Consider the following 24,830-nt stretch of genomic DNA (forward strand, 5'->3'; position numbering starts at 1 on the left):
CACCAGTACGCCGAGGAGTGCCGCCGAGCGGGGAACGCCGAAGGGCCGGACCCCCGAAGGGGTCCGGCCCTCGTGGAGAGCTACCGGATCAGGCGTCGCCGCCGGCGGCGCCCGGGTCGGCGGAGGCGACGTCGAGCAGCTGGTAGCGGTCGATCGCCTCCTTCAGCGCGCTGCGGTCGACCTTGCCCTGCTTGGCGAGCTCGGTGAGCACGCTCAGGACCACCGACTGGGCGTCGATGTGGAAGAACCGGCGGGCGGCGCCACGGGTGTCGGCGAAGCCGAAGCCGTCCGCACCCAGCGACTGCCACTGGCCCGGCACCCAGCGCGAGATCTGGTCCGGCACGGCGCGCATCCAGTCGGACACGGCGACGAACGGGCCCTCGGCACCGGTGAGCTTCTGCGTCACGTACGGGACGCGCTGCGGCTCCTCCGGGTGGAGCAGGTTGAACTCCTCGGTCTCCACCGCGTCGCGGCGCAGCTCGTTCCAGGAGGTCGCCGACCAGACGTCGGCCTTGACGTTCCACTCCTCGGCGAGGATCCGCTGGGCCTCCAGGGCCCACGGCACCGCCACACCCGAGGCGAGGATCTGGGCCGGGATCTGGCCGGCGGTCGCCGGGGCGTACCGGTGCAGACCCTTGAGGATGCCGTCGACGTCGACGTTCTCGGGCTCGGCCGGCATCTTGTACGGCTCGTTGTAGAGCGTGATGTAGTAGAAGACGTCCTCGCCGGTCGGGAACCGGGCCGAGGAGCCGTACATCCGCCGGATGCCGTCCTGCATGATGTGCGCGATCTCGAAGCCGTACGCGGGGTCGTACGCGACGACGCCCGGGTTGGTCGAGGCGAGCAGGTGCGAGTGGCCGTCCGCGTGCTGCAGACCCTCACCGGTCAGCGTGGTGCGGCCCGCCGTGGCGCCCATCACGAAACCGCGGGCCAGCTGGTCGGCCATCTGCCAGAACTGGTCGCCGGTGCGCTGGAACCCGAACATCGAGTAGAAGACGTACACCGGGATCAGCGGCTCGCCGTGCGTGGCGTACGAGGAGCCGGCGGCGATCAGCGAGGCGGTGCAGCCGGCCTCGGAGATGCCGTCGTGCAGCATCTGGCCGGTCGGCGACTCCTTGTAGGCGAGCAGCAGATCGCGGTCGACCGACTCGTAGGTCTGGCCGAGCGGGTTGTAGATCTTCGCCGACGGGAAGAGCGAGTCCATGCCGAAGGTGCGGTACTCGTCGGGCGCGATCGGCACGAAGCGGTTGCCGATGCCCTTGTCCCGCATGAGGTCCTTCAGCACCCGGACGAACGCCATGGTGGTGGCGATGGTCTGGTTGCCGGAGCCCTTCTTGACCGCCTTGTAGGCCTCGTCGCCCGGGAGCTCCAGTTTGCGCGGCCGCACCTTGCGGGTCGGCATGTAGCCGCCCAGCTCCTTGCGGCGGTCGTGCATGTACTGGATCTCTTCGGAGTCCTTGCCCGGGTGGTAGTAGGGCGGGTAGCCCTCGTCGAGCTGCTTGTCCGTGATCGGCAGGTGCAGCCGGTCGCGGAAGCGCTTGAGGTCCTCGGTGGTGAGCTTCTTCATCTGGTGGGTCGCGTTGCGGCCCTCGAAGTTCGGCCCGAGCGTCCAGCCCTTGACGGTCTGGGCGAGGATCACGGTCGGCTGGCCGGTGTGCTCGCGGGCCGCCTTGAACGCCGCGTACACCTTGGCGTGGTCGTGGCCGCCGCGACCCAGGTGCTGGATCTGCTGGTCGGTCATGTCCTCGACCATCTTGCGCAGCCGCAGGTCCCCACCGAAGAAGTGGTCGCGGATGTAGCCGCCGGTCTCGGTGGCGTACGTCTGGAACTGGCCGTCCACCGTGGTGTTCAGCTTGTTGACCAGGACGCCGTCGCGGTCCTGCGCGAGCAGCGGGTCCCAGCTGCGGTCCCAGATGAGCTTGATCACGTTCCAGCCGGCGCCGCGGAACTGCGACTCCAGCTCCTGGATGATCTTGCCGTTGCCGCGGACCGGGCCGTCCAGGCGCTGCAGGTTGCAGTTGACCACGAACGTCAGGTTGTCCAGGCCCTCGCGCGCCGCCAGCGACAGCTGGCCGAGCGACTCGGGCTCGTCCATCTCGCCGTCGCCGAGGAAGGCGTACACGTGCGAGTCGGAGGTGTCCTTGATGCCGCGGTGCTCCAGGTAGCGGTTCATCCGCGCCTGGTAGATCGCACCGAGCGGGCCGAGGCCCATCGAGACGGTCGGGAACTCCCAGAAGTCCGGCATCAGCCGCGGGTGCGGGTAGCTGGACAGACCGTAGGGAGCCTTCGACTTCTCCTGGCGGAAGGCGTCGAGCTGCTGCTCGCTGAGCCGGTCCAGCAGGAAGGCGCGGGCGTAGATGCCGGGGGAGGCGTGGCCCTGGAAGAAGATCTGGTCGCCGGACTCGCCGTCCGCGTCCTTGCCCCGGAAGAAGTAGTTGAAACCCACGTCGTAGAGCGACGCGGACGAGGCGAAGGTGGCGATGTGCCCACCGACGCCGATACCCGGGCGCTGCGCCCGGGAGACCATCACGGCCGCGTTCCAGCGGGTCGCGTTGAGGACCTTGCGCTCGATCTCCTCGTTGCCGGGGAAGAAGGGCTCGTCCTTGGTCGCGATGGTGTTGACGTAGTCCGTGCTGCGCATCTCGGGCACGGCGACACGCTTCTCGCGGGCGCGCTCGATCAGGCGGAGCATCAGGTAGCGGGCGCGCTCGCGCCCCCGCTCGTCGATGGCCGCGTCAAGCGACTCCAGCCATTCCGCGGTCTCCTCGGGATCGAAGTCCGGGACCTGACTCGGAAGGCCGCCAATGATGATCGGGTTGCGATCGGATCCGGAAGCCACGCTGTTCCTTCACTGTCGGTCGAAACTAGAGGTGTGTCGCGCCGCCTCCATCGTGTACCGCAACTCGGAGATCCGTCATCTCTACCGATGGGTAACCGTTCCGCCTGGTGGGCGGGCCGGTCAGAAGGCGCGCCGAGCAGGCTCCATTGCCTGTCCCGCGCCCCTCCGGGTGTTACGAAGAGGTGGTCCGACCTTTACCTGCTGTGCCTGCTGTGTCTGCACTCCCGATTCGGGGGTACAGGCTCTCCAGGCCTCCAGGCACCCTTCCGTCCGATGGGCGGACGGTCGGGCTGAGGGCCAACTGGAGACTCTACGCCCGCCGGTACACCTGTTCCGAATGCCGTTCGCATCTCGGGCAGGTGTACGCGCCGGTAGGCCGGTCGGGTGTGCCGGAGCGACACCCTGCCGACACCCGTCGGTCGCGTGCCGGACCGGTGCGGAAAGGGGCAAAAGGGTGTGATTACCGACACGTCGACCGGCGTGTCCTGCCACAGAACGTCAACCTTTGGGTGGGATCGAGGGTCGGGTACTTGCGCGAACCGCCGCGTCCGTGTGGACTACGGCCACAGCCTCGGCATGGATGCCGAGCCGAATACTGGAGGTTATTCCCGTGAGCGCGACCGCGGACCCCGCGGACAAGTCCAACCCGGCGCACCGTCTCGGCTTCGAAGAGGGCCAGATCGTCCAGGAGCTCGGGTACGACGATGACACTGACCAGGATCTCCGCGAAGGCATTGAGGAGATCACCGGTACGGATCTCGTCGACGAGGACTACGACGACGTCGCCGACGCCGTTCTGCTGTGGCACCGCGAGGAGGACGGGGATCTGACCGATGCCCTCGTCGACGCCCAGGAATACCTCGCCGAAGGCGGTCTGGTGTGGCTGCTGACCCCCAAGACGGGCCGTGACGGGCACGTCGAGGCCCACGAGATCGCGGACGCCGCCAAGACCGCCGGCCTCTCCCAGACGAGCTCGGTGACCGTCGCCAAGGACTGGGCGGGCACCCGTCTGGCCACCCCGAAGGCGGCGAAGTCGGGCAAGCGCTGAGCATCGGACGACCTTTCGGGCCGGGCCCCGCTGGAGCTTTCTCCAGCGGGGCCCGGCCTTTCGGGTGCCCGGGCTGTGGGTGTCGCCGGGGGAGTTGTTCGCCGAGGGCGAAAGCGGCTCGGTGCGGGGCCGGGCCGCTCACCCGTTCGGCCCAACGGCCTCGAACGAATGCGAGGATGTGCACGGCCGCGCCCGCAGAGCGGCCGATCCGCGTCAGAAAGGACCCTCCGTCATGGCCATCGAGGTCGGCACCCAGGCTCCGGATTTCGAGCTCAAGAACCAGCACGGAGAGCTCGTGAAGCTCTCCGACCTCCAGGGCGAGAAGAACGTCGTCCTGGTGTTCTACCCGTTCGCCTTCACCGGTGTCTGCACCGGCGAGGTGTGCGCGATCCAGAAGGAGCTGCCGCGCCTGCAGAACGACGACGTGCAGGTCCTGGCGGTCTCCAACGACTCGCCGTTCACGCTGCGCGTCTTCGCCGACCAGGAGGGCCTGGAGTACCCGCTGCTCTCGGACTTCTGGCCGCACGGTGAGGTCTCCCGCGCGTACGGCGTCTTCGACGAGGAGAAGGGCTGCGCGGTGCGCGGCACCTTCGTGATCGACAAGGCCGGCCTGGTCCGCTGGTCGATCGTGAACGGCCTGCCGGACGCCCGCGACGAGCAGGAGTACCTGAAGGTGCTCGGCGCGCTCTGATCCGCCGCAGGGCCCGCGGACGCCGCCGCGGGCCCCGGCGGGCCGCCCCGGTGACACCCTCCGGGCACCTCCGGCGAACGCGTGACGAGGCCCGTCGCCCACGTCTTGGGCCCGGTCACTGCGCAGGACGGGAACCCGGCACTACGATCGGGCCGTTGGCAGGTCAGAGGCGCTCCGGTCGAGGCCGGCCGCTTCGGACCGCACCACGGGGGCACCACGGGGTGCCTCCCGAATCTTGGAGGACCAGTGGGTGTCAGCCTGAGCAAGGGCGGCAATGTCTCCCTCACCAAGGAGGCGCCTGGCCTGACCGCCGTGATCGTCGGACTTGGCTGGGACGTCCGCACCACCACCGGCACGGACTTCGACCTGGACGCCAGCGCACTGCTGTGCAACGAGGCCGGCCGGGTGGACGGGGACGGCAACTTCGTCTTCTTCAACAACCTCAAGAGCCCGGAGGGATCGGTCGAGCACACCGGCGACAACCTCACCGGCGAGGGCGAGGGCGACGACGAGCAGATCAAGGTCAACCTGGCGACCGTCCCGGCCGCGGTGTCCAAGATCGTGTTCCCGGTCTCCATCTACGACGCCGAGAACCGGACCCAGAACTTCGGCCAGGTCCGCAACGCGTTCATCCGGGTGGTGAACCAGGCCGACAACAAGGAGCTGGCCCGCTACGACCTCTCCGAGGACGCCTCGACCGAGACCGCGATGGTCTTCGGCGAGCTGTACCGCAACGGGGCCGAGTGGAAGTTCCGTGCCATCGGCCAGGGCTACGCCTCCGGCCTGCGCGGCATCGCGCAGGACTTCGGCGTCAACGTCTGACCCTGCCGACCGGGTGACCGCGCCGGCGACCGGGCGCGGGCCGGGACGGTGGTACGACGGCTCCGGAGCCGGGGCCGCCGGCGCGCTGACCGCGCGCCGGCGGCCCCGGCTCCGTGCTGTCCGGCCCCGTGCCGGTCACCCAGGACCCGGTTGCCCGGGTGGGGGCCCGGCACTGGTTGGATGGGAGTTCAGGAAGTTCAGCCGGCCGGACCGGGCCGGAGGGGGTCGTGGGGGCATACAACCTGAGATGCGCCCCGGGACCGAATGGGAGGAAGAACAGCATGAGTGTCACGCTCGCCAAGGGCGGGAACGTCTCGCTGACCAAGGCCGCGCCGAACCTGACGCAGGTGCAGATCGGGCTCGGCTGGGACGCCCGCTCGACCACGGGTGCGCCGTTCGACCTCGACGCCAGCGCGCTGCTCTGCCAGAGCGGACGGGTGCTCGGCGACGAGTACTTCGTGTTCTACAACAACCTGAAGAGCCCCGAGGGTTCGGTCGAGCACCAGGGTGACAACCTCACCGGCGACGGCGAGGGCGACGACGAGGTCGTCGTGGTCAACCTGGAGCTGGTGCCGGCCCACGTGGACAAGGTGGTCTTCGCGGTGTCGATCTACGACGCCGAGGCCCGGATGGAGAACTTCGGCCAGGTCCGCAACGCGTACATCCGCGTGGTGAACGTGGTGGACGGTCAGGAGATCGCCCGCTACGACCTGACCGAGGACGCCTCCAACGAGACCGCCATGATCTTCGGCGAGCTGTACCGCTACCAGGGGGAGTGGAAGTTCCGCGCGGTGGGCCAGGGTTACGCCTCCGGCCTGCGCGGCATTGCCCTGGATTTCGGCGTAAACGTACAGTAAAGGCCAGATCATCACTTGGAATGATCAACAAGGGGCACTGCGGGGGTGACCTGACCGGGACCAGTCCCGGTCAGGGCGTCTCAGGACGACGCCGCACCCGTGGCACGCCCTGAGACCCGAAAGGTAACCAACTCCCGTGTTCCTCCGCACATTCGGCTGGTCGCTCGCGATCACTGTCGTCGGCCTGATCGCCGCCGGCCTGCTGTGGGGCGCTGAGGGCTTCGGCATCGTGCTGATCCTCTCCGTCCTGGAGATCTCCCTGTCGTTCGACAACGCGGTGGTCAACGCCACGGTGCTGAAGCGGATGAACCCGTTCTGGCAGAAGATCTTCCTCACCGTCGGCGTGCTGATCGCCGTGTTCGGCATGCGCCTGATCTTCCCGCTGCTGGTGGTCGGCTTGACCGCGCACCTCAACCCGGCGACCGTCATCGACCTCGCGCTGAACTCCGACAAGACGTACGAGGGCTCGACCTACGCCCAGTACCTGGAGGCGGCGAACCCGGCCATCGCCGCGTTCGGTGGCATCTTCCTGTTGATGATCTTCCTCGACTTCATCTTCGACGAGAAGGACTTCAACTGGCTGAGCTGGATCGAGAAGCCGCTGGAGAAGGTCGGCAAGCTGGAGGCGTTCTCCTCGGTCATCGCCCTGGTCACGCTCGCCCTGGCCGCCAACTTCTTCGCCGGTGACAACGCCGAGACGGTGCTGCTCGCGGGCATCATGGGCCTCACCACCTACCTCGCCGTCAACGGCCTGTCCAGCGTGTTCGAAGCGGGCCTGGAGGAGGAAGAGGAGGCCGAGCAGGAGGCCGAGAAGTCGGGCCGGTCCATCGTCCAGGTGGGCGGCAAGGCCGCGTTCTTCCTGTTCATGTACCTCGAAGTGCTCGACGCCTCGTTCTCCTTCGACGGTGTGGTCGGCGCGTTCGCCATCACCCAGGACATCTTCATGATCACCCTGGGCCTGGGCATCGGCGCCATGTACATCCGCTCGTTGACCGTCTTCCTGGTCCGTAAGGGCACCCTGGACGACTACGTCTACCTGGAGCACGGCGCGCACTACGCGATCGGCGCGCTGGCCGTGATCCTGCTGGTCGGCATCGAGTACCACATCCCGGAGATCGTCACCGGCCTGGTCGGCGTCGCCTTCATCGGGCTGGCCCTCGGATCCTCGGTCCTGCGCAACCGCCGCGAGGAGGCGGCCGGCGGGGGCGGGGACTCCGAACTCGTCGGCAGCGGCACCGAGTAGCCCGCCGCCCCGACCGCCGCACACGAGAACGGCCGCCCCCGCACTGCGCGGGGGCGGCCGTTCTCGTGTGCGGGTGCACCGGTCAGCCGAGCTGCTGCTCGATGGCGCGCAGCTTGCGCTCCAGCGAGTCGAGCTTGGGCATCGACAGGGTGTCGTCGTCCGACGTCAGGTCGACCGACGAGGAGTAGGCCGAGGACGAGTACGTCGACGAGGAGTACGACGACGACGAGGAGTACGGCGAACCGGAGGAGTACGAGGACTCGACCGCCGCGCGCGGGCGACGGCCCGCCGAGAGGGCGCTCATCGGGGCGGGCGCCTCCAGCGCGGAGAGGCCGGCCTTGGCCTGCTGGTCGGTGTCAGCGGATAGCGCAGGCTCCGAAGCGCTCTGGCCGTCTCCGGCAGCGGTGAGCGCGGGAACCTGGCGGCCACCGCGGGCCCGGCCGAGCATCCCGCCCTGGCGGGAGATCGCCTTCAGCTCGGCCCGCTCGCGGCGGTCGGCGCTGCGGGCGCGCTGCTTGGCGTCCATCTTGGACTGGCGGTCCTCGCGGACCTCCTCGACGGCCTCGTCCAGGCTGCGGACGTTCTCCAGCAGCATCAGCGACCAGGCCGCGTACGTCTCGCGCGGGGCGCGCATCCAGCGGACGATCCGGATCTGCGGCAGCGGGCGGGGCACCAGGCCCTGCTCGCGCAGAGCGGCCTTGCGGGTCTGCTTGAGGGCCCGGTCGAAGAGGATCGCGGCCGAGATCGACATGCCCGAGAAGAACTGCGGGGCGCCGTCGTGCGTACCGCCGCGCGGGGCGTGCACCCAGTTGAACCAGGCCGAGGCCACCGCGAACACCCAGACCAGCAGGCGCGAGCCGAGCGCCGCGTCACCGTGGCTGGCCTCGCGCACCGCGAGCACGGAGCAGAACATCGCGGCGCCGTCCAGGCCGAACGGGACGAGGTACTCCCAGCCGCCGGAGAGTCCGAGGTTCTCGGTGCCGAAACCGACCAGGCCGTGGAAGGAGAGTGCGGCCGCGACGCCGGCGCAGCAGAACAGCAGGACGTAGGAGGCGATCCCGTAGATCATCTCCTTCCGGCGGCGGCGCTCCTCGGTGCGCTCCCAGGAGTCACCGCTGCTGTCCTCGGACTTGTTGTTCTTGAAGCGGAGCGTCGCCACCAGAATGGCTGTGAACACCAGCGCGGCGCCGCCGATGACGGCCCATACCAGCTGTATGGAGGTGAGGTTCATTGCGGGTCGGGCCTCGGCTTTCCGCAGGAATGGTCTGTGTGCGGCACAGGAGGTCAGGCCCCGCGGGTCGCGGTGAGCCTGACGGTGCGTCGTCGCCACCGCGGGCGTGCCTGCTGTACCCGAACATGACGGACGGTACACCTGTGCGGCTAGACGATATCGCGTCCGAAGGCCCGTCATCGTACGGGAGGCCGCTTCGCCCCGCCATTCGACGCGCCGGAGCGCCGGCCGGGCCTCTCGCCGGGCGGTTCGACGGTGCCCCGGGCGGGCTCCTGGGTAGGGGTCTGGTGCGTACGGCCCCCGGTCGTACGGCGGATGTCGGATCATGGACCGTCAGATCAACGTGGCGGACCTGGGGGAGGACTGGATGGCCTCGGTTTGGGAGTACCTGCGGGGGGAGCGCAACACCTTCGACGCGGGCGGGCAGAACAAGGTGACACTCACGAAGTCGCGGCCGCAGCACGCGATCACCGGCGCGGCGGCCACCACCGGCTACCTGTACGTCAACCTGCACTGGACCACCCGCGAGGCGACCCCGAGGCCCGGCGCCTCGCAGTCGTTGCGGCGCTGGTTCAGTCCGCGCATCCTCAGCCCGATGGAGCCCGACTCGTACCAGCGGCCCGACGTCAACGTCGACCTCGACCTGGCCTGCATGTACGAACTCACCGACGGCAACCGGGGTGTGGTGCAGCCGCTCGGCAAGCTCTTCGGCGACCTCCAGAAGGCGCCGTTCATCAAGCTCAGCGGTGACGACGTGTACGGAGCACCCTCCGGCGAGACGATGTACATCAACCTGGAGAAGAAGGACCGGTTCAAACGGCTGCTGATCTTCGTGTACATCTACGACGGCACACCGGCCTTCGACCAGACCCACGCGGTGGTGACGATCGTGCCGCAGAGCGGGCCGCGGATCGAGATCAAACTGGAGGAGCGGGCGCCGGCCGCCCGCTCCTGCGCGGTGGTGCTGCTGGAGAACACCGGCGACGGGCAGCTGACGGTGCGCCGGGAGGTGCGCTACGTCAACGGGTTCCAGTCGGACATCGACCGGCTGTACGGCTTCGGGATGCAGTGGCAGCGCGGCTACAAGACGCCGTCGGGGGCGGCGGAGTAGCCGCGGGCCGCCCGGCGGTGCTCCGGGCCGCCCCCGGGCGGCGGCCGTCGGTACGCGGCGGTCAGCGGGGCTGGAACTGCGGGCCCTGCGGCGGCAGGGCGAAGCCCTCCGGCGGCGCCGGCGGCTGTACGGGCGGGGTGGGCGGCGGCGGAGGGGCCGGCGCCTGCGGGTAGCCGTAGCCGGAGGGCTGCGGTGCCGGCGGCTGCTGGGGCTGGGGGTAGCCGTAGCCGGGCTGCGGGTACTGCGGGGGCTGCGGATGGCCGTAGCCGGGCTGTGGAGGCTGCGGGTACCCGTACGCGGGCTGCGGGACCGGCGGCTGCACGGGCGGGGCGGACGGGGGCGCGCTGGGAGGCGGGGGAGGCGGGGTGGCGAGCGGGACGGCCGGCGCCAGGGTGTAGGTGCCGGGCTCCGAGCGCGGGTCGGGGCGGGGGACGCCGCGCGGATCCGCCGCGGGTGCCGCGGCTCGGGACGCCGGGGCCGCGTCCGCCGGCTCGTCGTCCTCGACCGTGATGCCGAAGTCGGTGGCCAGCCCGATCAGCCCGGAGGCGTACCCCTGGCCGACCGCACGGAACTTCCAGCCGCCGTCGCGCCGGTAGATCTCGCCGGCCAGCAGGGCGGTGACCTCCTCGGCGTCCGTCACCGAGAACTCGGCCAGCGCGGCGGCCCCCTCGCCCGCCCCGGCGTCGTACAGCAGCACCCGCAGCCGGGAGACGGCGCGGAACGAGCCGCCCTCGGCCGAGCCGGCCAGGACCACCCGGTCGACGTCGGCCGGCAGCTTGCCGAGCTCGACCTCGATGGTGTCGGCGACCTCGGCGTCGGTGCCGGTGCGGTGTTTGGGCAGGTGGCGCACCAGGCCGGACGGGTGCCGGGGCTGGTTGTAGAAGACGAAGTCCGCGTCCGAGCGGACCCTGCCGTCGGCGCCGAGCAGCAGCGCGGAGGCGTCCACGTCGGGTGATCCGGGCACGGCGTTCCAGCGCAGCACGGCGCGGACCGCGGCCGCCGGCAGCGCGATGTTGGCGCCCTTCGCCATCACGTGCGTCATAGCGGACCATCCTGCCCTTTCGCCACCCGTTCGGACAACGTGGCCGAAGGTGGTGGGAGCGTGCCGGGCTTTGCCTGATGCTTGCGCTTTGTGAAGCGGACGGTAACCTTCCGAGAATTCCAGGTTTCGGCGACCGATTCGACCGAAACCGTCCGTACGATGGGCTGCCTAAGCCTCTGGGGGTCTCGACAAGCTCAGCAGGTCCGTCGGCCCCTCGCGCGCGGCGCTCACGCGCCGCGCGGGCGCCCGCCCGTACCGGCCGCCCCTGCCGTGCGCCCGGGCCGCCCGCCTGTCGGGGCGACACCGGGGCCGGGAACCAGGGTGCCGGGCGGAACTGTTATCGACACATCGGTGCACGGATGCCGAGCGGTTCGCGCCGCGGAGTCACCGGCCCGATCCGCAGGATCCGGCACCAGCACGCAGGATCCGGCACCAGCACGCGGTATCCACAGCAGTACCGGGTACGCGGTACCCGTACCACCGGCCGTCCGGGTGACCGGACCGCCGGCGCCGGTACCCAGCACCACCAGCACAGCACCACCAGCACCATCAACAACGTCAGTACCACCGGAAACACCGGCACCGGCAGCGTCGCCGGGACGGCGGCGGCACCCCCGGGGCCCGGCGCCGCGCCGTCAGTACCGGCCGCACCGCGCCCGCGGCCCGCCCCGGGCGACCCCGCAGCACAAGCCCGCCACACCCGACCCCGCACGCCCCGACCCCCGTCACCCCGGCGGGCCGCACCTCCCGAGGAGAGCACCTTGCGCCATTTCGGCCACCTCGCCGACGACGTACGCGACCGGCTCTTCCTCGAACAGCCCGGGGCGTTCGACCGGGACAGCGCGGCGGGCGTCCTGTCCACCGCGCTCGGCGCCACCCTGTACTGCCCCGCCACCAGGAGCACGCTGGGGGCGGATGTGCGCAAACAGGCGGCTCGGGGGGTCGTCTCCATGGTGCTGTGCCTGGAGGACGCGATATCGGATCACGAGGTGCCGGCCGCGGAGGCCAATCTGGTGGCCCAGCTCAGCGAATTGCACACGTCTTGTGCACAAGATCTACCCCTTCTCTTCATACGAGTTCGTGAAGCCGGTCAGATCACCGATCTGGCCGAGCGGCTCGGCCCCGCGGTCGGGCTGCTCTCCGGCTTCGTCCTGCCGAAGTTCACCGAGGAGAGCGGCAACGACTTCCTGGAGGCGCTCGCCGCCGCCGAGGAGCAGAGCGGCCACCGGCTGTTCGCCATGCCGGTACTCGAATCGCCCGAACTCGCCCATCTGGAGAGCCGCCGCGACCAGCTGTTCGGCATCTCCCGGCTGCTCGGCAAGCACCGCGAGCGGATCCTCGCCGTCCGCCTCGGCGTCACCGACCTCTGCTCCGCGTACGGGCTGCGCCGCTCGCCCGACCTGACCGCCTACGACGTCGCCCTGGTCGCCGCCGTCATCGGGGACGTCGTGAACGTCCTCGGCCGCGCCGACGGCAGCGGCTACACCGTCACCGGCCCGGTCTGGGAGTACTTCCCCGTCCAGGAGCGGATGTTCAAGCCGCAGTTGCGCCGCACCCCGTTCGCGGCGACCGACCCGCCCGGCGAGGCCGTCCGGCAGCGGATCATCGAGCACGACCTGGACGGCCTGATCCGCGAGATCGAGCTGGACCGTGCCAACGGGCTGCTCGGCAAGACCTGCATCCACCCCAGCCACGTCCCCGCCGTGCACGCGCTCTCCGTGGTGACCCACGAGGAGTACTCCGACGCCCGCGACATCCTGGACCAGGAGCGCGGCGGCGGCGGAGTGCTGCGCTCGGCCTACACGAACAAGATGAACGAGGCCAAGCCGCACCGGGCCTGGGCCGAACGGATCCTGCTGCGCGCCGAGGTGTTCGGCGTGGCCAGGGAGGACGTCAGCTTCGCCGAGCTGTTGGCGGCCTGCCTCTGCTGAGCGGCCGGCCCCGGGCGCGCCCCGTACGCTGACCCTTCGGCCCGCCCCGGCCGGTGGCCGCCCAGCGCACCCGGGTGCCGGCGGCCGGGCTCCGCCCGGCAGTGCAAGCTCCGCGCAGCCGGGGCCGGAGCGCTCGGCCGGCGCGCACGGGTTCGGCGTCGCGGGCGGACCGCCCGGGCCGACCCGGGCCGACCCGGTCAGACCGGACGACCAGGCCGGGCCAGACCAGACCAGACCAGTACCGAAGCACCTACCGCAGTACGCACGGAAGCAGGAGCAGTGACAGCACAGGAAGCCGCGACCCGGCCCGCAGGACTCCCCGGGGGCACCCCGGCGGCCGCCCCCGCCGCCCGGGCCCCCTGGACGGGCCGCTGGGTCGCCGAACGGCTCGGCATCGCCCTGACCGGATCGGACCGGCTGCCCGAGCTGGTCGGCCTCGCCCTGCGCGAGAACACGAAGCGGGCCCACCTGCTCGTCTCCCACGTGCTCGGCAAGCACATCCCGCAGCGCCCGGCCGTCGTCCACGGCGTCGGCCTGGAGCTGGGCCACCGGGTACGTGAGCTGCTCGGCGAGCAGGCCACCGCGCGGGCCGTGGTGCTCGGCTACGCGGAGACCGCCACCGGCCTCGGCCACAGCGTCGCCGACGGCCTCGGGGCGCCGTACCTGCACTCCACCCGCCGCCCGGTCGAGGGCGTCGCCCCGGTCGGCGGCTTCGAGGAGGAACACTCGCACGCCACCTCGCACCTGCTGCTGCCGGCCGACCCGGGGATGCTGGCCGGCGACGGCCCGCTGGTCCTGGTCGACGACGAGTTCTCCACCGGCAACACCGTCCTCAACACCATCCGGGCCCTGCACGCGGGCCACCCGCGCGACCACTACGTGGTGGTCGCGCTGGTCGACCTGCGCGGTGATGCCGACCGTGCGCGCCTCGCCGGGGTGGCCGCCGAACTCGGCGCCCGGCTCGACCTGGTCGCCACCGCCGTCGGCGGCGTCGAGCTGCCCGCCGACGTCCTGCCGCGCGCCCAGCGACTGATCGCCGACGCCGCCCCCGCCGCCCCGCTGCCGGACGTCACGCCCGCCCCGCTGACCCGCGTCGAACCGGCCTGGCCGGCCGGCGTGCCGGACGGCGGCCGGCACGGTTTCACCGCCGAGCACCGCGCCCGGCTCGACCACGCGCTCCCGGCGCTGGCCGCCGGGCTGGCCGAGGCGCTGGCGGGCGGTGGCCGCGCCGGAGCCCGGCGGGTCCTGGTCCTCGGCTTCGAGGAGCTGATGTACGCCCCGCTGCGCCTCGCGGAGCAGCTCGCGGAGCAGCTCGGCGAGGACGTCGTGCGCTTCTCCACCACCACCCGCTCCCCGGTCCTGGCCGTGGACGACCCCGGCTACGCGATCCGCACCCGGCTGGTCTTCCCCGCGCACGACGACCCGGCCGACGAGGGTTCGCGCGAGCGCTACGCGTACAACGTCGCTCCCGGTGCCGACCCGGCCCGCCGCTTCGACGCGATCGTGCTGGTCGTGGACGACCTCGCCGACACCCCCGCCCTGCACGAGGGCGAAACCGCGCTGCTCCGGCAGTTGCGCCGGGTCACCGACCACGTCGTGCTGGCCGTTCTGCCCTCCCACCGCCCCACCCGTCCCGCCGGGCCCGGTCGCCCCGTCACCGATCCGACCGCCGCCACCACCACCGCGTGAGCCGGGGAACGGACCGACTCGTGCACTCGTTCGAACATCAGCCGCGCACCACACCGAAGGCGAGCATGACCACGATGCCTCCCAGCACCGCGACCACCCCGCGCCCGCTGTACGGACCAGAGTTCTCCTCCTACGCCGCAGCCGACGTCACCTGGCTGCTCACCGACCTCTCCGAGGTGGCGCTCGAGGCGCCGACCGAGGAGCGGGAGGAGGCCGTGCAGAGCGGCGGCGCCCACTACGCCGAGTCCCTGCCGGTGGAGTACCAGCCCAGCCCCGAGTACCAGGAGCTGTTCCACCAGGCCCTGCGCACCTCCGCGGCCCGGATCGCACTCGCCGTCGGTACGGTGGCCGAAACCCTGCTGCGCGAGCGCGGCCGGGGTCTGGTGCTCGCCTCCCTGGCCCGCGCCGGCACGCCCGTCGGCATCCTGATCCGCCGCTGGCTGGCCTTCGCCCACGAGCTGGACACCCCGCACTACGCCGTCTCGATCGTGCGCGGTCGCGGCATCGACCCGGTCGCCCTGCGCTATCTCGCGGCCCACCACGAGGCCGCCGACGTGGTGTTCGTCGACGGCTGGACGGGCAAGGGCGCGATCACCCGCGAACTCGCCGAGGCACTGGCCGGCACCGGCTTCAACCCCGACCTCGCCGTCCTCGCCGACCCCGGCGGCTGCGTCCGCACCTACGGCACCCGGGACGACTTCCTGATCCCCTCCGCCTGCCTCAACTCCACTGTCTCCGGCCTGATCTCACGTACCGTCCTGCGCGACGACCTGATCGGGCCGGACGACTTCCACGGTGCCAAGCACTACGCCGAGCTGGCCGGCGCGGACGTCTCCAACTCGTTCCTGGAGACCGTCGCCGACCACTTCGCCGCCGTCCGCGAGGAGGCGCTCGCCGCCGCCGACCGGCTGGCCGACGAGGACCGCACGCCGTCCTGGGAGGGCTGGGCCGCCGTGGAGCGGATCAGCACCGAGTACGGCATCGACAACGTCAACCTGGTCAAGCCCGGCGTCGGCGAGACCACCCGGGTCATGCTCCGCCGGGTGCCCTGGCGGGTGCTCGCCCGACGCGGCGCCGGCGCCGACCTCGACCACGTCCGACTGCTCGCCGCCCAGCGCGGCGTCCCGGTCGAGGAGGTCGACGACCTGCCCTACTCCTGCGTCGGCCTGATCCACCCCCGTTACAGCCGAGGTGCCGTCGGCGAAGCCGGCACCGCCGTCCTGACCAAGGAGTCCTGAAGCCTGATGAGTACCGACCGGACGGGCACCGAACGGAAGTTCCTGGTCGCCAGCGACCTCGACCGCACGCTGATCTACTCCAACCGCGCGCTCGCCCTGGACGTCCCCGACCGGCTCGCGCCACGGCTGCTCTCGGTGGAGGTGCACGACGGCAAGGCGCTCTCCTTCATGACCGAGCAGGCCGCCGAACTGCTCGTCGAACTCGTCCAGGCGGCCGTCTTCGTGCCCGCCACCACCCGCACCCGCACCCAGTACGAGCGGGTCAACCTGCCCGGTCCGACGCCCGGTTGGGTCCCGCAGTACGCGATCTGCAGCAACGGCGGCCAGATCCTGGTCGGCGGCGTGCCGGACACCGACTGGCAGGCGGAGGTCCGCAGTCGGCTGGACGCCGCCTCCGCGCCGCTGCGCGAGGTGGTCGAACACCTCGCCCTGTCGGCCGACCCCGAGTGGACCCACAAGCGCCGGGTCGCCGAGGACCTCTTCGCCTACCTGGTCGTCGAGCGCGCCGAGCTGCCCGCCGGGTGGATCGACGAGCTCACCGGCTGGTGCGCCGAGCGCGGCTGGACGGTCTCCCTCCAGGGCCGCAAGGTCTACGCCGTGCCGGCCCCGCTCAGCAAGAGCGAGGCCCTCGCGGAGGTGGAACGCCGGATCGGCGGGGCCACCGTCCTCTCGGCCGGTGACTCCCTGCTCGACGCGGAACTGCTGCTCGCCGCCGACGCGGGCTGGCGCCCCGGACACGGCGAACTCGCCGACTCCGGCTGGACGGCGCCGGGCGTCACCGCGCTCACCCAGATCGGGGTGGCGGCCGGCGAGGAGATCGTCCGGCAGATCCTCGGCCGGGTCCGGGCCGGCAGCGCCCGCCCGGGGGCGGTACCGGCCCGATAGCCGCTGCCGCTACCCGCAGCAGCCGCCACCGCAGCAGCCGCCACCGCCGCCGGGCGCCTGCTGCGGTGCGGCGCCGCCGCCGACACCCGTGACGGCGACGGTGGACAGCAGCTTGACGGTGTCGGGGTGGCCCTGCGGGCACACCGCGGGGTCGTTGGCCTGCGCCATCGCGCGGCGCAGCTCGAAGGTGGCACCGCAGGACCGGCAGCGGAAATCGTAACGAGGCATACCCGGCAGCGTACCGGGCCGCCGCCGCCACGCCAGGGGGCCGCGGCCCGGGGGCCGGCGGTGTGGGGGCCGGCGGTGTGGTGCTCGCGGCGGTGCCGCGGGGTGCGGTGGTCGGTCTCGTCCGGGTGTGTGCCGGTCGGGTACCGGTGACCGCGCGGTGCGGCGTCCGCTCAGTGGTGGCCGGTGCCGAGATCGCCGCGGATCAGCGACACCACCTGGGCCGCCGTCGCCCGTACCGCCGCCAGCTCGGTCAGGAAGTGCCAGTAGTCCGGGTGGCGTCCGGCGGCCTCCAGTGCGGCCACCGCCTGGTCGAGGCGCCCGACGGCGGCGTCCAGCGGCCCCGCGTGCCGAGGGTCCGGCGCCTGCCGCCCCGCCATCGCCAGCCGCTGGGCGTCCCGCAGGGCGAAGCGGGTCCGCTCGATCTCCTTGGTCGGGTCGTGCTCCACCTCGTTCAGCTGCCGCAGCCGCTCGTTGACCGCCGCGACCGAACCGTCCGCCGTCTCCAGCAGCGCCCGCACCGTCCCGATCGCCCCCGTCGCATCCGCCCAGCGCTGTTCGTCGCGCGCCCGCGCGGCCTCGGCCAGCTTCTGCTGCGAAGCCCGCACCGCCTCCGCGACCTGCTCCGACACCCGCCCGAGGTCTTGCCAGCAGGCCGCGCTGAACCGCCGCCTGAGCTCACTCAGGGCGGGTTCCACCGTGCCGGACTTGGTCTCCAGCGCCTGGATCCTGGTCCGCAGACTGGCCACCCGCCGGTCGATCTCCCCGGCCCGCTCCGGCAACTGCCCGGCCGACGCGGCGACCGCCTCCGCCCGCCGGGCCACGTCCTGCGCCCGCTTCAGCGTCGGCGCCACCCCGTGCTTCGAAGCCCCCTCGTTCAGCCGGGTCAGCTCCGGGGCCAGCTCCGCCAGCTGCGCCGCCAGATCGTCCGCCTTCAGCCCCGCCGCCCGGACGGCGTCCAGCGCGGTGGTCGCCGCCAACAGCGCACGCTTGGCCTTCTCCACCGCCGGGGCCACCTGCATCAACTGCGACTCGGCGCGCTGCAGCACTGGCTGGAGCCGCTGGAGGAAGCCCTCCAGATCCGTCTTCGCGGACCCGAGCTGCCCCGTCACGTCCTCCAGCCGGCGCCGGGCCCGGGTGGCCGCGCCCGACTCCAGCTCCTCGGCGTCCAGATCCTGCGCGTCCAGCGCGGCCAGGTAGTTCACCGTGACCTGGTCGACCCGCTCCGTCACCTGCTGGAAGTCCGCCAGGGCCTGCCGGACCGCCGCACCGTCCTCCGACGCTCGGACGGTCTCCACCGCCAGCCGCACGTCGCGCTGTGTCGAGTCCAGCTCGTAGAACGCCTCCTGCGCCGCGTCCCGCGCACCCCGGGCATCGGCCCGCACGGCATCACCCCGCCGCCACCAGCTGCCCCGGCCGCCCCCCGCACCACCGAACGACGCCACCCCGGCCGTCCCCAGCACCCCGGCCACCACCAGCGGCAACACCAGCACCTCGACCGCCGCGCCCGCCCTGGCCGCCGCGCCCCCGAGGCGCCCCCGCGCCCGCCCGCTCCCGCCGGCCACCCTCACACTGCGCTCCCTGCTCCGCCGTCCGAGCCGCCGGACACCCCATCGGGCCGCCCGGCAGCTGATCCACCACCCATTCTTCCCGATCGGCCACACCTACCGGCACCCCCGTGGCCCCATTCCCGTCCCACCGCGATCCTCGCGCCCGCCCCGGGCCCGTCCCACTCCTCGGCCACCTGCACCGGACGCCCCGCCGGAGCGGGTAGGCTTGCCTCTCGTCGTGCCCCCGGGCTGCGACGGGGGGCGCGTAGCTCAGTGGTAGAGCGCTGCTCTTACAAAGCAGATGTCGGCGGTTCGAAACCGTCCGCGCCCACATCCGGCGATCCACGGTCGCCAGCACGAAGGGCCAGTTCGGAGGCATGATCCTCACGAACTGGCCCTCTGTCGTCCCGGGGGCGGGGGAGTGGGCGGGTGCGGGGGCGGGTGCGGGGGAGTGGGCAGCCGGGCTGTGCCGTCCCGGTGCCGGATGTCGCCGGCGGCCCCCTGTCAGCGGGGCTTGCTGCGGCGCTTGCCCAGGTGGGTCCAGACGTGGCGGTGGCGGGCGACGGTGAAGATCCGGTCCACTCGGGCGGGGGACAGTTCCGTCGGGCGGCAGGGGAGGGCGGTGGCGATCTGGCGGCCGTCGATGACCGTCACTTCGGGTGTCACCCCGAGTATGATCTTCTGTGCGCCGACGATGGCGATGACGGGGTGGACGGGGACGTCGAAGCCGCACCACTCGGTCAGCAGGGCAGCGGTGCGGGTCGCCTCGAACTCGGAGTTCTGCAGGTAGGGGAAGCCGTTGCGGTTGACCTTCACGACCTCGTCGCCGACCCAGACGGTGGCGCCGGGGTGGTGCTTGGAGTTGACGGTGAAGACACCCGGCGGGCCGATCACCACGTGGTCGATGTCCGATCCGGACGGCAGCGGTACTCCGTGCAGGACGTTCCAGCCGGCGGCCTTCAGTGACTCCAGGCGGGCGCCCACGATCTGTTCACCCTCCAGTCCTCGGAGGGTGCTCGTGTCCCCGAGCCGCTGCCGGGAGATCCTGGCGGCGAGCCGGACCAGTGGCTTGTATCTCGCCTCACCCTCGCGGACCAGGCGTTCCAGGCCGGCGCCGGGGAGGTTGCGTGCCAGGTCGTCCTCGTCGCTCATGGGAGGTAGGAGGGGCAGCGCTGTCCGAGGCTGTGGTGCCCGGGGCCGTGGTACCCGGGGCTGCGGTACCCGGGGCGTGTCCGCCGTCGCGCGCGGGCGGCTCTCCGCCCGGCGTTGGACGGCTCGTGGTGGTACATGGCGGCCGGAGGATCCGCACCAGTCCTCGATGGTGGCCAGGGCGGCGGCCTCCAGTTGCGGAGTGTGGACCGTGACCACCCCTGTCCTGCAGTCCAGCCAGGCCACCGAGGCGCCACGGGCACCTGGTCTGTTCACGTAGAGCCGTTCCCTGCCCGGCACTTGCCACAGCTTGACCACCAGGTCGGTCATATCGCCCCCTCCTGCGCGCCCGCCCGACACGGAGTCAGTATGCCCACGCACGGATCGGTGGGAACGCGGCGAGCCGAGCGGTCGGCGCCTGCGGCCGGTGGGTGGTGGACGGCGTTCGGCCGGGAGACGCTCCTGGGGGCGGCAGAACCGGTGGACAGGCGGCCTGCCGGTCGATCATGATCCGCCCATGGATCATGAAACGGCCCGGGGCCTTGCCGTAGCCAGATTCGTGGAGAGCGGGAGGAACCGCATCGAGGACTGGGAGGTGTCCGGCCCGGTGCTGTCACCGGTGCGGACGCCGAGCGGGGTGCTACCGCACCTGACCTTCCGGTTCAGGCCGCGCGAGGGCACCGACACCGGCTGGGATCGTTCCTGGATCCCGCTTCAGGTAGCGGTGGATCCCCGCACCGGGGTCGCGGACATGTTGCGTTAGCGGCCCGAGGACTACGACGGAAGGACTGCGACGGCCGACGTCGGTCGGCCGCCCCGACGCGGGCAGCCGGTCGTACGGCCGACCCGTGGGCGCGTGCGTCGGTACGGGCGCCTGATCGGCCCCGCACGGGGTGCGGCGGCGCTCGGGGCGCGGTCGGATGGGGCCATGGAGACTCCGGAGCAGTGGCTGGCCACCTACGTCGAACAGCTGATGAGGCTCACCCGGGACCTCGATCAGGCTGCGGCGGTCGCGTTCGTCCGTGAGGTGTACGAGGCCGGTCGCGAGGCGGGTATCGCCGAGGTCGCCTACGGGCTCGGCGAGTCCGAGTAGGCGCGTCGGCGGCCGGAGCGGCGCCGTCCGTCCCGGGCGCATGCCGACCGGCGATGTCCGTACCGACGCCCGTGTGGTCGAATGCCGGTATGCCACGTCTCACCGCTCCCGTCGTGCCCGTCGGCTCGCTCGGCAGGGCCGGTCAGCCGGTGCTGTCGGCCGGCGGCCTGCTCCTGCGGCCGTGGGCCGAGGCGGATGCCGACGCCATGGTGTCGGCGTTCGCGGACCCGGTCCTGCAGCACTGGCACGCGCGTACCGTCGACTCCCGGCGGGAGGCGGTCGAGCTCATCACCGATGACGTCCGAGCTGACGTCCGGGGCGGATGACGTCCGGGGTGGGTGACGTTCGGTTTGGCGTCCGGGTCGGTGTGCCGGGCGTCGACGGGAGCACCGGCTGAGGCGGGGTCGACCGGCTCCGGGTGGCCGCGACCGTGGCCGACGGCTCGCTCCCGGGTGCCGACCGGTGTGACGAAGAGTCACCGAAGCTCGATTGACGGGGCCGATCGGGCGTTCGTACACTCGGAGCGGCGAAGAATGTCAGCTTTGGGCCCCGGCCGGCTGACTGGCAACCCTCCACTGTGGCGGGGTGCCGCCGGGGATAAGCCGGGCGACATGGGTGTCATGTCGCAAGCACAGATGCCCCGGGTGACGGGGAATGGAGACGGCCATGCAGCGCGTGCACGGCAGCAATGCCGTTCGGCTCAGGCTGGTGGCCAGGCTGGCTGTCGACCTCGTCCGCAGTGCCAGCTCGCTCTGTCGTTGAGGTCGTTCGGCCGGACCCCAGTGCGGGGTCGCGGTTCGGTTCGTGCGTCGGGGTTCCTGTTCCGCAACCGCTGACGCTCCTCTTTTCCGGCCTCTCGTACGACGGGTAGCGCAGCGTTGCGCGGCCCGGTCGTGCGCCCTGCTCCAGGAGAGCGGATGCTCACGTCCACCGCGCGTGCCGCGCGTCTTGTCCACCGATCCGAACCCTCCGGCCGTGACGTCGAGTTCCGGCTGCTGCGCCATGCGCTGGACCGCTGCCTGCGGGGCCAGGGCGGTGTCGTCGCCCTCAACGGTGCCGTGGGGACGGGCCGAACCGAACTGCTGCACGTGTTCTCGGACGCCGCGGCCGACCACGGCGTCCGGGTGCTCGCCGCGGCGGGCTCTCCGCTGGAGAAGGACTTCCCGTTCGGGATCGTCCGGCAGCTCTTCCAGAGCGCGGGCCTGGACCCGGCCACCGATGCCGAGGTGGCGCGACTCCTGGAGGCCGGTGTCGAGGCCCCCGCGGGGGACAGCGGCGCGCGGCTCACCCCGCAGGCGCTGCACGGCCTCTGCTCGATCGTGCTGCGGCTCGCCGAGCGGGTCCCGCTGCTGCTGGCGGTCGACGACCGGCAGGACGCGGACGTGCAGTCGCTGGAGTTCCTGCTCTACCTGGTGCGGCGCACCAGGACCGCCCGGGTGCTGACCGTGCTCAGCTCCCGCGAGACGATGACACCGCCCAACCCGTTCTTCGAGGTCGAGCTGGCCAGACAGCCGCACCACGAGCGGGTACGGCTCGGCCTGCTCTCCGCCGGCCTGGTCTCCGAGCTGCTCCGGGAGTGGTTCGGCGCGGACGCGGCCCTGCGGCTGACGGCCGAGGCGCACGCGCTCACCGGAGGCAATCCGCTGCTGGTCCGGGCGCTGCTGGAGGACCAGGAGCCGGGGCGGGCCCGGCAGGAGCTGGTGGCCGGGGAGAACTACCGGCGGGGGCTGATGAACTGCCTGCACCGGATGGACCCGCTGGCGCTGCGCTGCGCCCGGGGAGTGGCGGTGCTGGGTCGTCCGTCCGAGCCCGAACTCCTGGCCGAACTCCTGCTGCTCGCACCGCAGTCGCTCTCCCGGGCGGCCTATCTGCTGCATGCCGCAGGGCTGTTCCACGAGGGCGGGTTCCGGCACCCGACGGGCGGCGGGGACCTCCTGGCCGCGATGAAGCCGGAGGAACTGGCGGCACTGCACCGCCGGGCCGCCCAACTGCTGCGGGCCGGCGGCGCGCCGGCCGAGCGGGTCACCGAGCAGTTGCGCGCGGCGGAGGGACACGTCCGGGCGCCGTGGGCGGTGCAGGCGACCCCGGCGACCGGCCTCGGAGCGGCGCTCGGGCAGGCGCTGGAGGAAGTGCTCAGCGACTGCGATCCCGGTGGGACGGACGGGTGGGCCGAGGAGCTGCTGCAGCCGTTGCAGCCGCAGTGGGGACTTCCGCGGACAGGTGCCGTGGCAGGTCCCGTGGCAACTTCCGTGACAGGTGCCGTGGCAGGTGTGCCGACGCCGGACGCGGCTCCGGCCCTGGCCCCGTCCCCGGGGGCGACGGGTGCGGAGCCGACGACTCCGGGCTTCACGCCCGCTGGCCTCACGCCCGCTGGGTTCGCGCCCGCTGGCTTCACGCCCACGGGCTTCACGACCGATGGGTTCACGGGTCCGGGACCGTCGACCCTGGAACTCCGGTCGCCGGCCCTGCCGGCCTCGGACCTTCCGGCTCGGTCCGACGAGCCGGTGGAGATCCACTGCGTGCCCTGGTTGCCGGGCACCGGGGCGGACTCCGGCGAAGCGCAGGTGCGACGTCAACTGAAGGCGGTGCGGTACCTGTTCTGGCACGGACGGGTGGCGGAGGGCACCGCCGCGCTGGAGCGCTTCGAGGCGGAGCAGCCGCCCGGCGACGAGCCGGAGGGACTGCGCGAGCTGCGCTCCTGGCTCGGCTACTGGTTCCGCTCGCTCTTCCCGCAGCCGGCGCCCGTGCCGTCCGCGCGGTTCTGCGGCGAGGACGGACTGGCGGTCCTGGGCGGCCTGCTGGCCGGGCTGCCCCCGGAGGAGTCGGTGCTCAGCGCGGAGCGGATCCTGCGCGACGGCCGGCTGGGCGGCTCCTCGGTGGAGTCGCTGACCTCCGCGCTGACGGTACTGGTGTACGCGGACCGCGCGGACCGTGCGGCCCGCTGGTGCGAGCCGATCGCGGCCCGTACCGCGGCCAACTGCAGTTCGACCTGGCACGCGCTGTTCTCGGCGCTGCGGGCCGAGACCGCCCTGCGGCAGGGCGACCTGCGGACCGCCGAGGAGGCCTCCCGGGCCGCGTTCGCCCGGATCCGTCCCGAGGGGTGGGGTGTCGCGGTGGGCTACCCGCTGTCCACCCTCATCTCCGTCCGGACCGCGCTCGGACGGCACGAGGACGCCGCGCGCTACCTCGCCCTCGCCGTCCCGGACGAGATGGACCGGACGCCGGCCGGCCTGCACTACCGGTACGCCAGGGGCGGCCACCTGCTGGCCGTCGGCCGGATCCCGGAGGCCCTCGCCGACTTCCGGGCCTGCGGCGAGACGATGGCGCGCTGGGACGTGGACCACCTGCCCGGGATCGTGCCCTGGCGGGTCGGTGCGGCGCAGGCCGAACTGGCCCTGGGGCGAAGGCAGTCGGCTATCGCCCTGGCCGAGCGGCAGCTTGCCGCGCTGGGTCCGGGCGGTCATGCCCGGGTCCGCGGGATGGCGCTGCGGGTCCGCGCGGCGGCGGGGGAGCCGACGGAGCGGGCCGGTCTGCTGGAACGCGCCGCCGACGCCCTGGAGCGGGCCGGCGACCACGTCCAGTTCTCCGCCGTACTGGGTGAGCTGGGCGCCGTCCACCAGGCGCAGGGCGACCCGGCCCGGGCCCGGCTGGCCGAGCGGAGGGCCCGGCCGGGGCTGTCGCACGACGTGCGTGCCGCCGTTCCGCGCCCGCGCGCGGTGCCCGCCCAACCGCCGACGCCGCTCCCGTCCGGGGCCTCGCCCGAGCGGCCGGGGACGGGGACCGACCGGCCGGGGACGGCCACCGACCGTCTCGGCGGCGCAGGCCACCCCGGCGCGGGCGTAGGTCACCCCGGCGGCGTCGGCCACCTCCGGGACGGCGGCCACCTCCGCGACGGCGGACCGCTCGGTGACGGTGACCGGCTCGGTGACGCCGAACTGCTGAGTGACGCCGAACGGCGGGTCGCCGAACTGGCCGTGCACGGGCTCACCAACCGGGAGATCGCGCGCAAGCTGTACATCACGGTGAGCACGGTCGAGCAGCACCTGACCCGGGTCTACCGCAAGCTCGGCGTCCGGCGGCGGCTGGATCTGCGCCGATCGCCCTACCTCGGCGGCGAGTTGGCCGGATGACGACCGGCCGCCGTCCCGCCGCCGACCGGCCGCCGGCCGGTCGGCGGGACGGGCCG

19 protein-coding genes, 1 tRNA gene, 1 pseudogene and 1 riboswitch are annotated in these 24,830 nt (G+C 72.3%); of the genes and pseudogenes, 15 read left to right on the forward strand and 6 right to left on the reverse strand.

Annotated elements, in window-relative coordinates:
* Window positions 1–88: 88 nt before the first annotated feature.
* Window positions 89–2,839: a pyruvate dehydrogenase (acetyl-transferring), homodimeric type gene (gene aceE / locus OG823_RS24105; protein WP_371481758.1), complete on the reverse strand. Its 2,751-nt coding sequence runs from the start codon at window positions 2,837–2,839 to the stop codon at window positions 89–91.
* A 610-nt stretch (window positions 2,840–3,449) separates the two neighbouring features.
* Between aceE and OG823_RS24110 the strand changes: the two genes are divergently transcribed.
* The 5 genes from OG823_RS24110 to OG823_RS24130 all read left to right on the forward strand — a co-directional run bounded on the left by OG823_RS24110 (window position 3,450) and on the right by OG823_RS24130 (window position 7,500).
* Window positions 3,450–3,887, forward strand: coding sequence for a DUF3052 domain-containing protein (locus OG823_RS24110; RefSeq protein WP_371481760.1), 438 nt, complete (start codon window positions 3,450–3,452; stop codon window positions 3,885–3,887).
* Window positions 3,888–4,119: 232 nt separating this feature from the next.
* Window positions 4,120–4,578, forward strand: coding sequence for a peroxiredoxin (locus tag OG823_RS24115; protein ID WP_371481761.1), 459 nt, complete (start codon window positions 4,120–4,122; stop codon window positions 4,576–4,578).
* A gap of 246 nt (window positions 4,579–4,824) precedes the next feature.
* Window positions 4,825–5,400, forward strand: a complete 576-nt coding sequence (locus OG823_RS24120; RefSeq protein WP_371481763.1) for a TerD family protein — start codon at window positions 4,825–4,827, stop codon at window positions 5,398–5,400.
* A gap of 281 nt (window positions 5,401–5,681) precedes the next feature.
* A complete protein-coding gene (locus tag OG823_RS24125) occupies window positions 5,682–6,257 on the forward strand; it encodes a TerD family protein (protein WP_371481764.1) in 576 nt (191 codons plus the stop codon).
* Between the two features lie 136 nt (window positions 6,258–6,393).
* A complete protein-coding gene (locus tag OG823_RS24130) occupies window positions 6,394–7,500 on the forward strand; it encodes a DUF475 domain-containing protein (protein WP_371481766.1) in 1,107 nt (368 codons plus the stop codon).
* An 82-nt stretch (window positions 7,501–7,582) separates the two neighbouring features.
* Here the strand turns inward: OG823_RS24130 and OG823_RS24135 are convergent, their stop codons facing one another.
* Window positions 7,583–8,731 carry a DUF2637 domain-containing protein gene (locus OG823_RS24135; protein ID WP_371481768.1) on the reverse strand — a complete coding sequence of 383 codons (1,149 nt, stop codon included), beginning with the start codon at window positions 8,729–8,731 and terminating at the stop codon, window positions 7,583–7,585.
* 325 nt (window positions 8,732–9,056) lie between these two features.
* Here OG823_RS24135 and OG823_RS24140 point away from each other — a divergent pair, with 325 nt between their 5' ends.
* Entirely contained in the window at window positions 9,057–9,842 is a 786-nt protein-coding gene (locus OG823_RS24140) for a Tellurium resistance (protein ID WP_371481769.1), read from the forward strand.
* A 61-nt stretch (window positions 9,843–9,903) separates the two neighbouring features.
* On the opposite strand, the gene OG823_RS24145 is transcribed toward OG823_RS24140, so the two are convergent.
* Window positions 9,904–10,884, reverse strand: coding sequence for a TerD family protein (locus OG823_RS24145; RefSeq protein WP_371481771.1), 981 nt, complete (start codon window positions 10,882–10,884; stop codon window positions 9,904–9,906).
* 761 nt (window positions 10,885–11,645) lie between these two features.
* Here OG823_RS24145 and OG823_RS24150 point away from each other — a divergent pair.
* The 4 genes and pseudogenes from OG823_RS24150 to OG823_RS24165 all read left to right on the forward strand — a co-directional run bounded on the left by OG823_RS24150 (window position 11,646) and on the right by OG823_RS24165 (window position 16,627).
* Window positions 11,646–12,815 (forward strand): HpcH/HpaI aldolase/citrate lyase family protein, encoded by a 1,170-nt coding sequence (locus OG823_RS24150; RefSeq protein WP_371481773.1) that lies wholly within the window; start codon window positions 11,646–11,648, stop codon window positions 12,813–12,815.
* Between the two features lie 483 nt (window positions 12,816–13,298).
* Window positions 13,299–13,742: pseudogene (locus tag OG823_RS24155) on the forward strand (phosphoribosyltransferase domain-containing protein); the annotation flags it as partial.
* A 176-nt stretch (window positions 13,743–13,918) separates the two neighbouring features.
* Window positions 13,919–15,742 carry a cysteine protease StiP family protein gene (locus tag OG823_RS24160; RefSeq protein WP_371484636.1) on the forward strand — a complete coding sequence of 608 codons (1,824 nt, stop codon included), beginning with the start codon at window positions 13,919–13,921 and terminating at the stop codon, window positions 15,740–15,742.
* Window positions 15,743–15,748: 6 nt separating this feature from the next.
* A complete protein-coding gene (locus tag OG823_RS24165) occupies window positions 15,749–16,627 on the forward strand; it encodes an HAD family hydrolase (RefSeq protein WP_371481775.1) in 879 nt (292 codons plus the stop codon).
* A gap of 9 nt (window positions 16,628–16,636) precedes the next feature.
* On the opposite strand, the gene OG823_RS24170 is transcribed toward OG823_RS24165, so the two are convergent.
* Both OG823_RS24170 and OG823_RS24175 read right to left on the reverse strand, forming a co-directional pair.
* Window positions 16,637–16,855 carry a zinc ribbon domain-containing protein gene (locus tag OG823_RS24170; RefSeq protein WP_371481777.1) on the reverse strand — a complete coding sequence of 73 codons (219 nt, stop codon included), beginning with the start codon at window positions 16,853–16,855 and terminating at the stop codon, window positions 16,637–16,639.
* A gap of 170 nt (window positions 16,856–17,025) precedes the next feature.
* Window positions 17,026–18,423, reverse strand: a complete 1,398-nt coding sequence (locus tag OG823_RS24175; RefSeq protein WP_371481778.1) for a hypothetical protein — start codon at window positions 18,421–18,423, stop codon at window positions 17,026–17,028.
* 238 nt (window positions 18,424–18,661) lie between these two features.
* Between OG823_RS24175 and OG823_RS24180 the strand changes: the two genes are divergently transcribed.
* A tRNA-Val gene (locus OG823_RS24180) sits at window positions 18,662–18,733 on the forward strand.
* A 173-nt stretch (window positions 18,734–18,906) separates the two neighbouring features.
* On the opposite strand, the gene OG823_RS24185 is transcribed toward OG823_RS24180, so the two are convergent.
* Window positions 18,907–19,554, reverse strand: coding sequence for a nuclease-related domain-containing protein (locus OG823_RS24185; protein WP_371481780.1), 648 nt, complete (start codon window positions 19,552–19,554; stop codon window positions 18,907–18,909).
* Between the two features lie 925 nt (window positions 19,555–20,479).
* Between OG823_RS24185 and OG823_RS24190 the strand changes: the two genes are divergently transcribed.
* From OG823_RS24190 to OG823_RS24205, 4 genes are all read left to right on the forward strand, one after another.
* Window positions 20,480–20,644: a hypothetical protein gene (locus tag OG823_RS24190; protein ID WP_371481782.1), complete on the forward strand. Its 165-nt coding sequence runs from the start codon at window positions 20,480–20,482 to the stop codon at window positions 20,642–20,644.
* 89 nt (window positions 20,645–20,733) lie between these two features.
* The gene (locus tag OG823_RS24195; RefSeq protein ID WP_371481784.1) at window positions 20,734–20,970 is read left to right on the forward strand and encodes a hypothetical protein; all 237 of its coding nucleotides are present in this window, start codon (window positions 20,734–20,736) and stop codon (window positions 20,968–20,970) included.
* 199 nt (window positions 20,971–21,169) lie between these two features.
* Window positions 21,170–21,282: riboswitch (SAM riboswitch) on the forward strand.
* Window positions 21,283–21,310: 28 nt separating this feature from the next.
* Entirely contained in the window at window positions 21,311–21,406 is a 96-nt protein-coding gene (locus tag OG823_RS24200; protein WP_371481785.1) for a putative leader peptide, read from the forward strand.
* A gap of 155 nt (window positions 21,407–21,561) precedes the next feature.
* Window positions 21,562–24,774, forward strand: a complete 3,213-nt coding sequence (locus OG823_RS24205) for an AAA family ATPase (protein WP_371481787.1) — start codon at window positions 21,562–21,564, stop codon at window positions 24,772–24,774.
* Window positions 24,775–24,830 lie beyond the last annotated feature (56 nt).

It is taken from the genome of Kitasatospora sp. NBC_00315 (assembly GCF_041435095.1).
Classification (GTDB): Bacteria; Actinomycetota; Actinomycetes; order Streptomycetales; family Streptomycetaceae; genus Kitasatospora.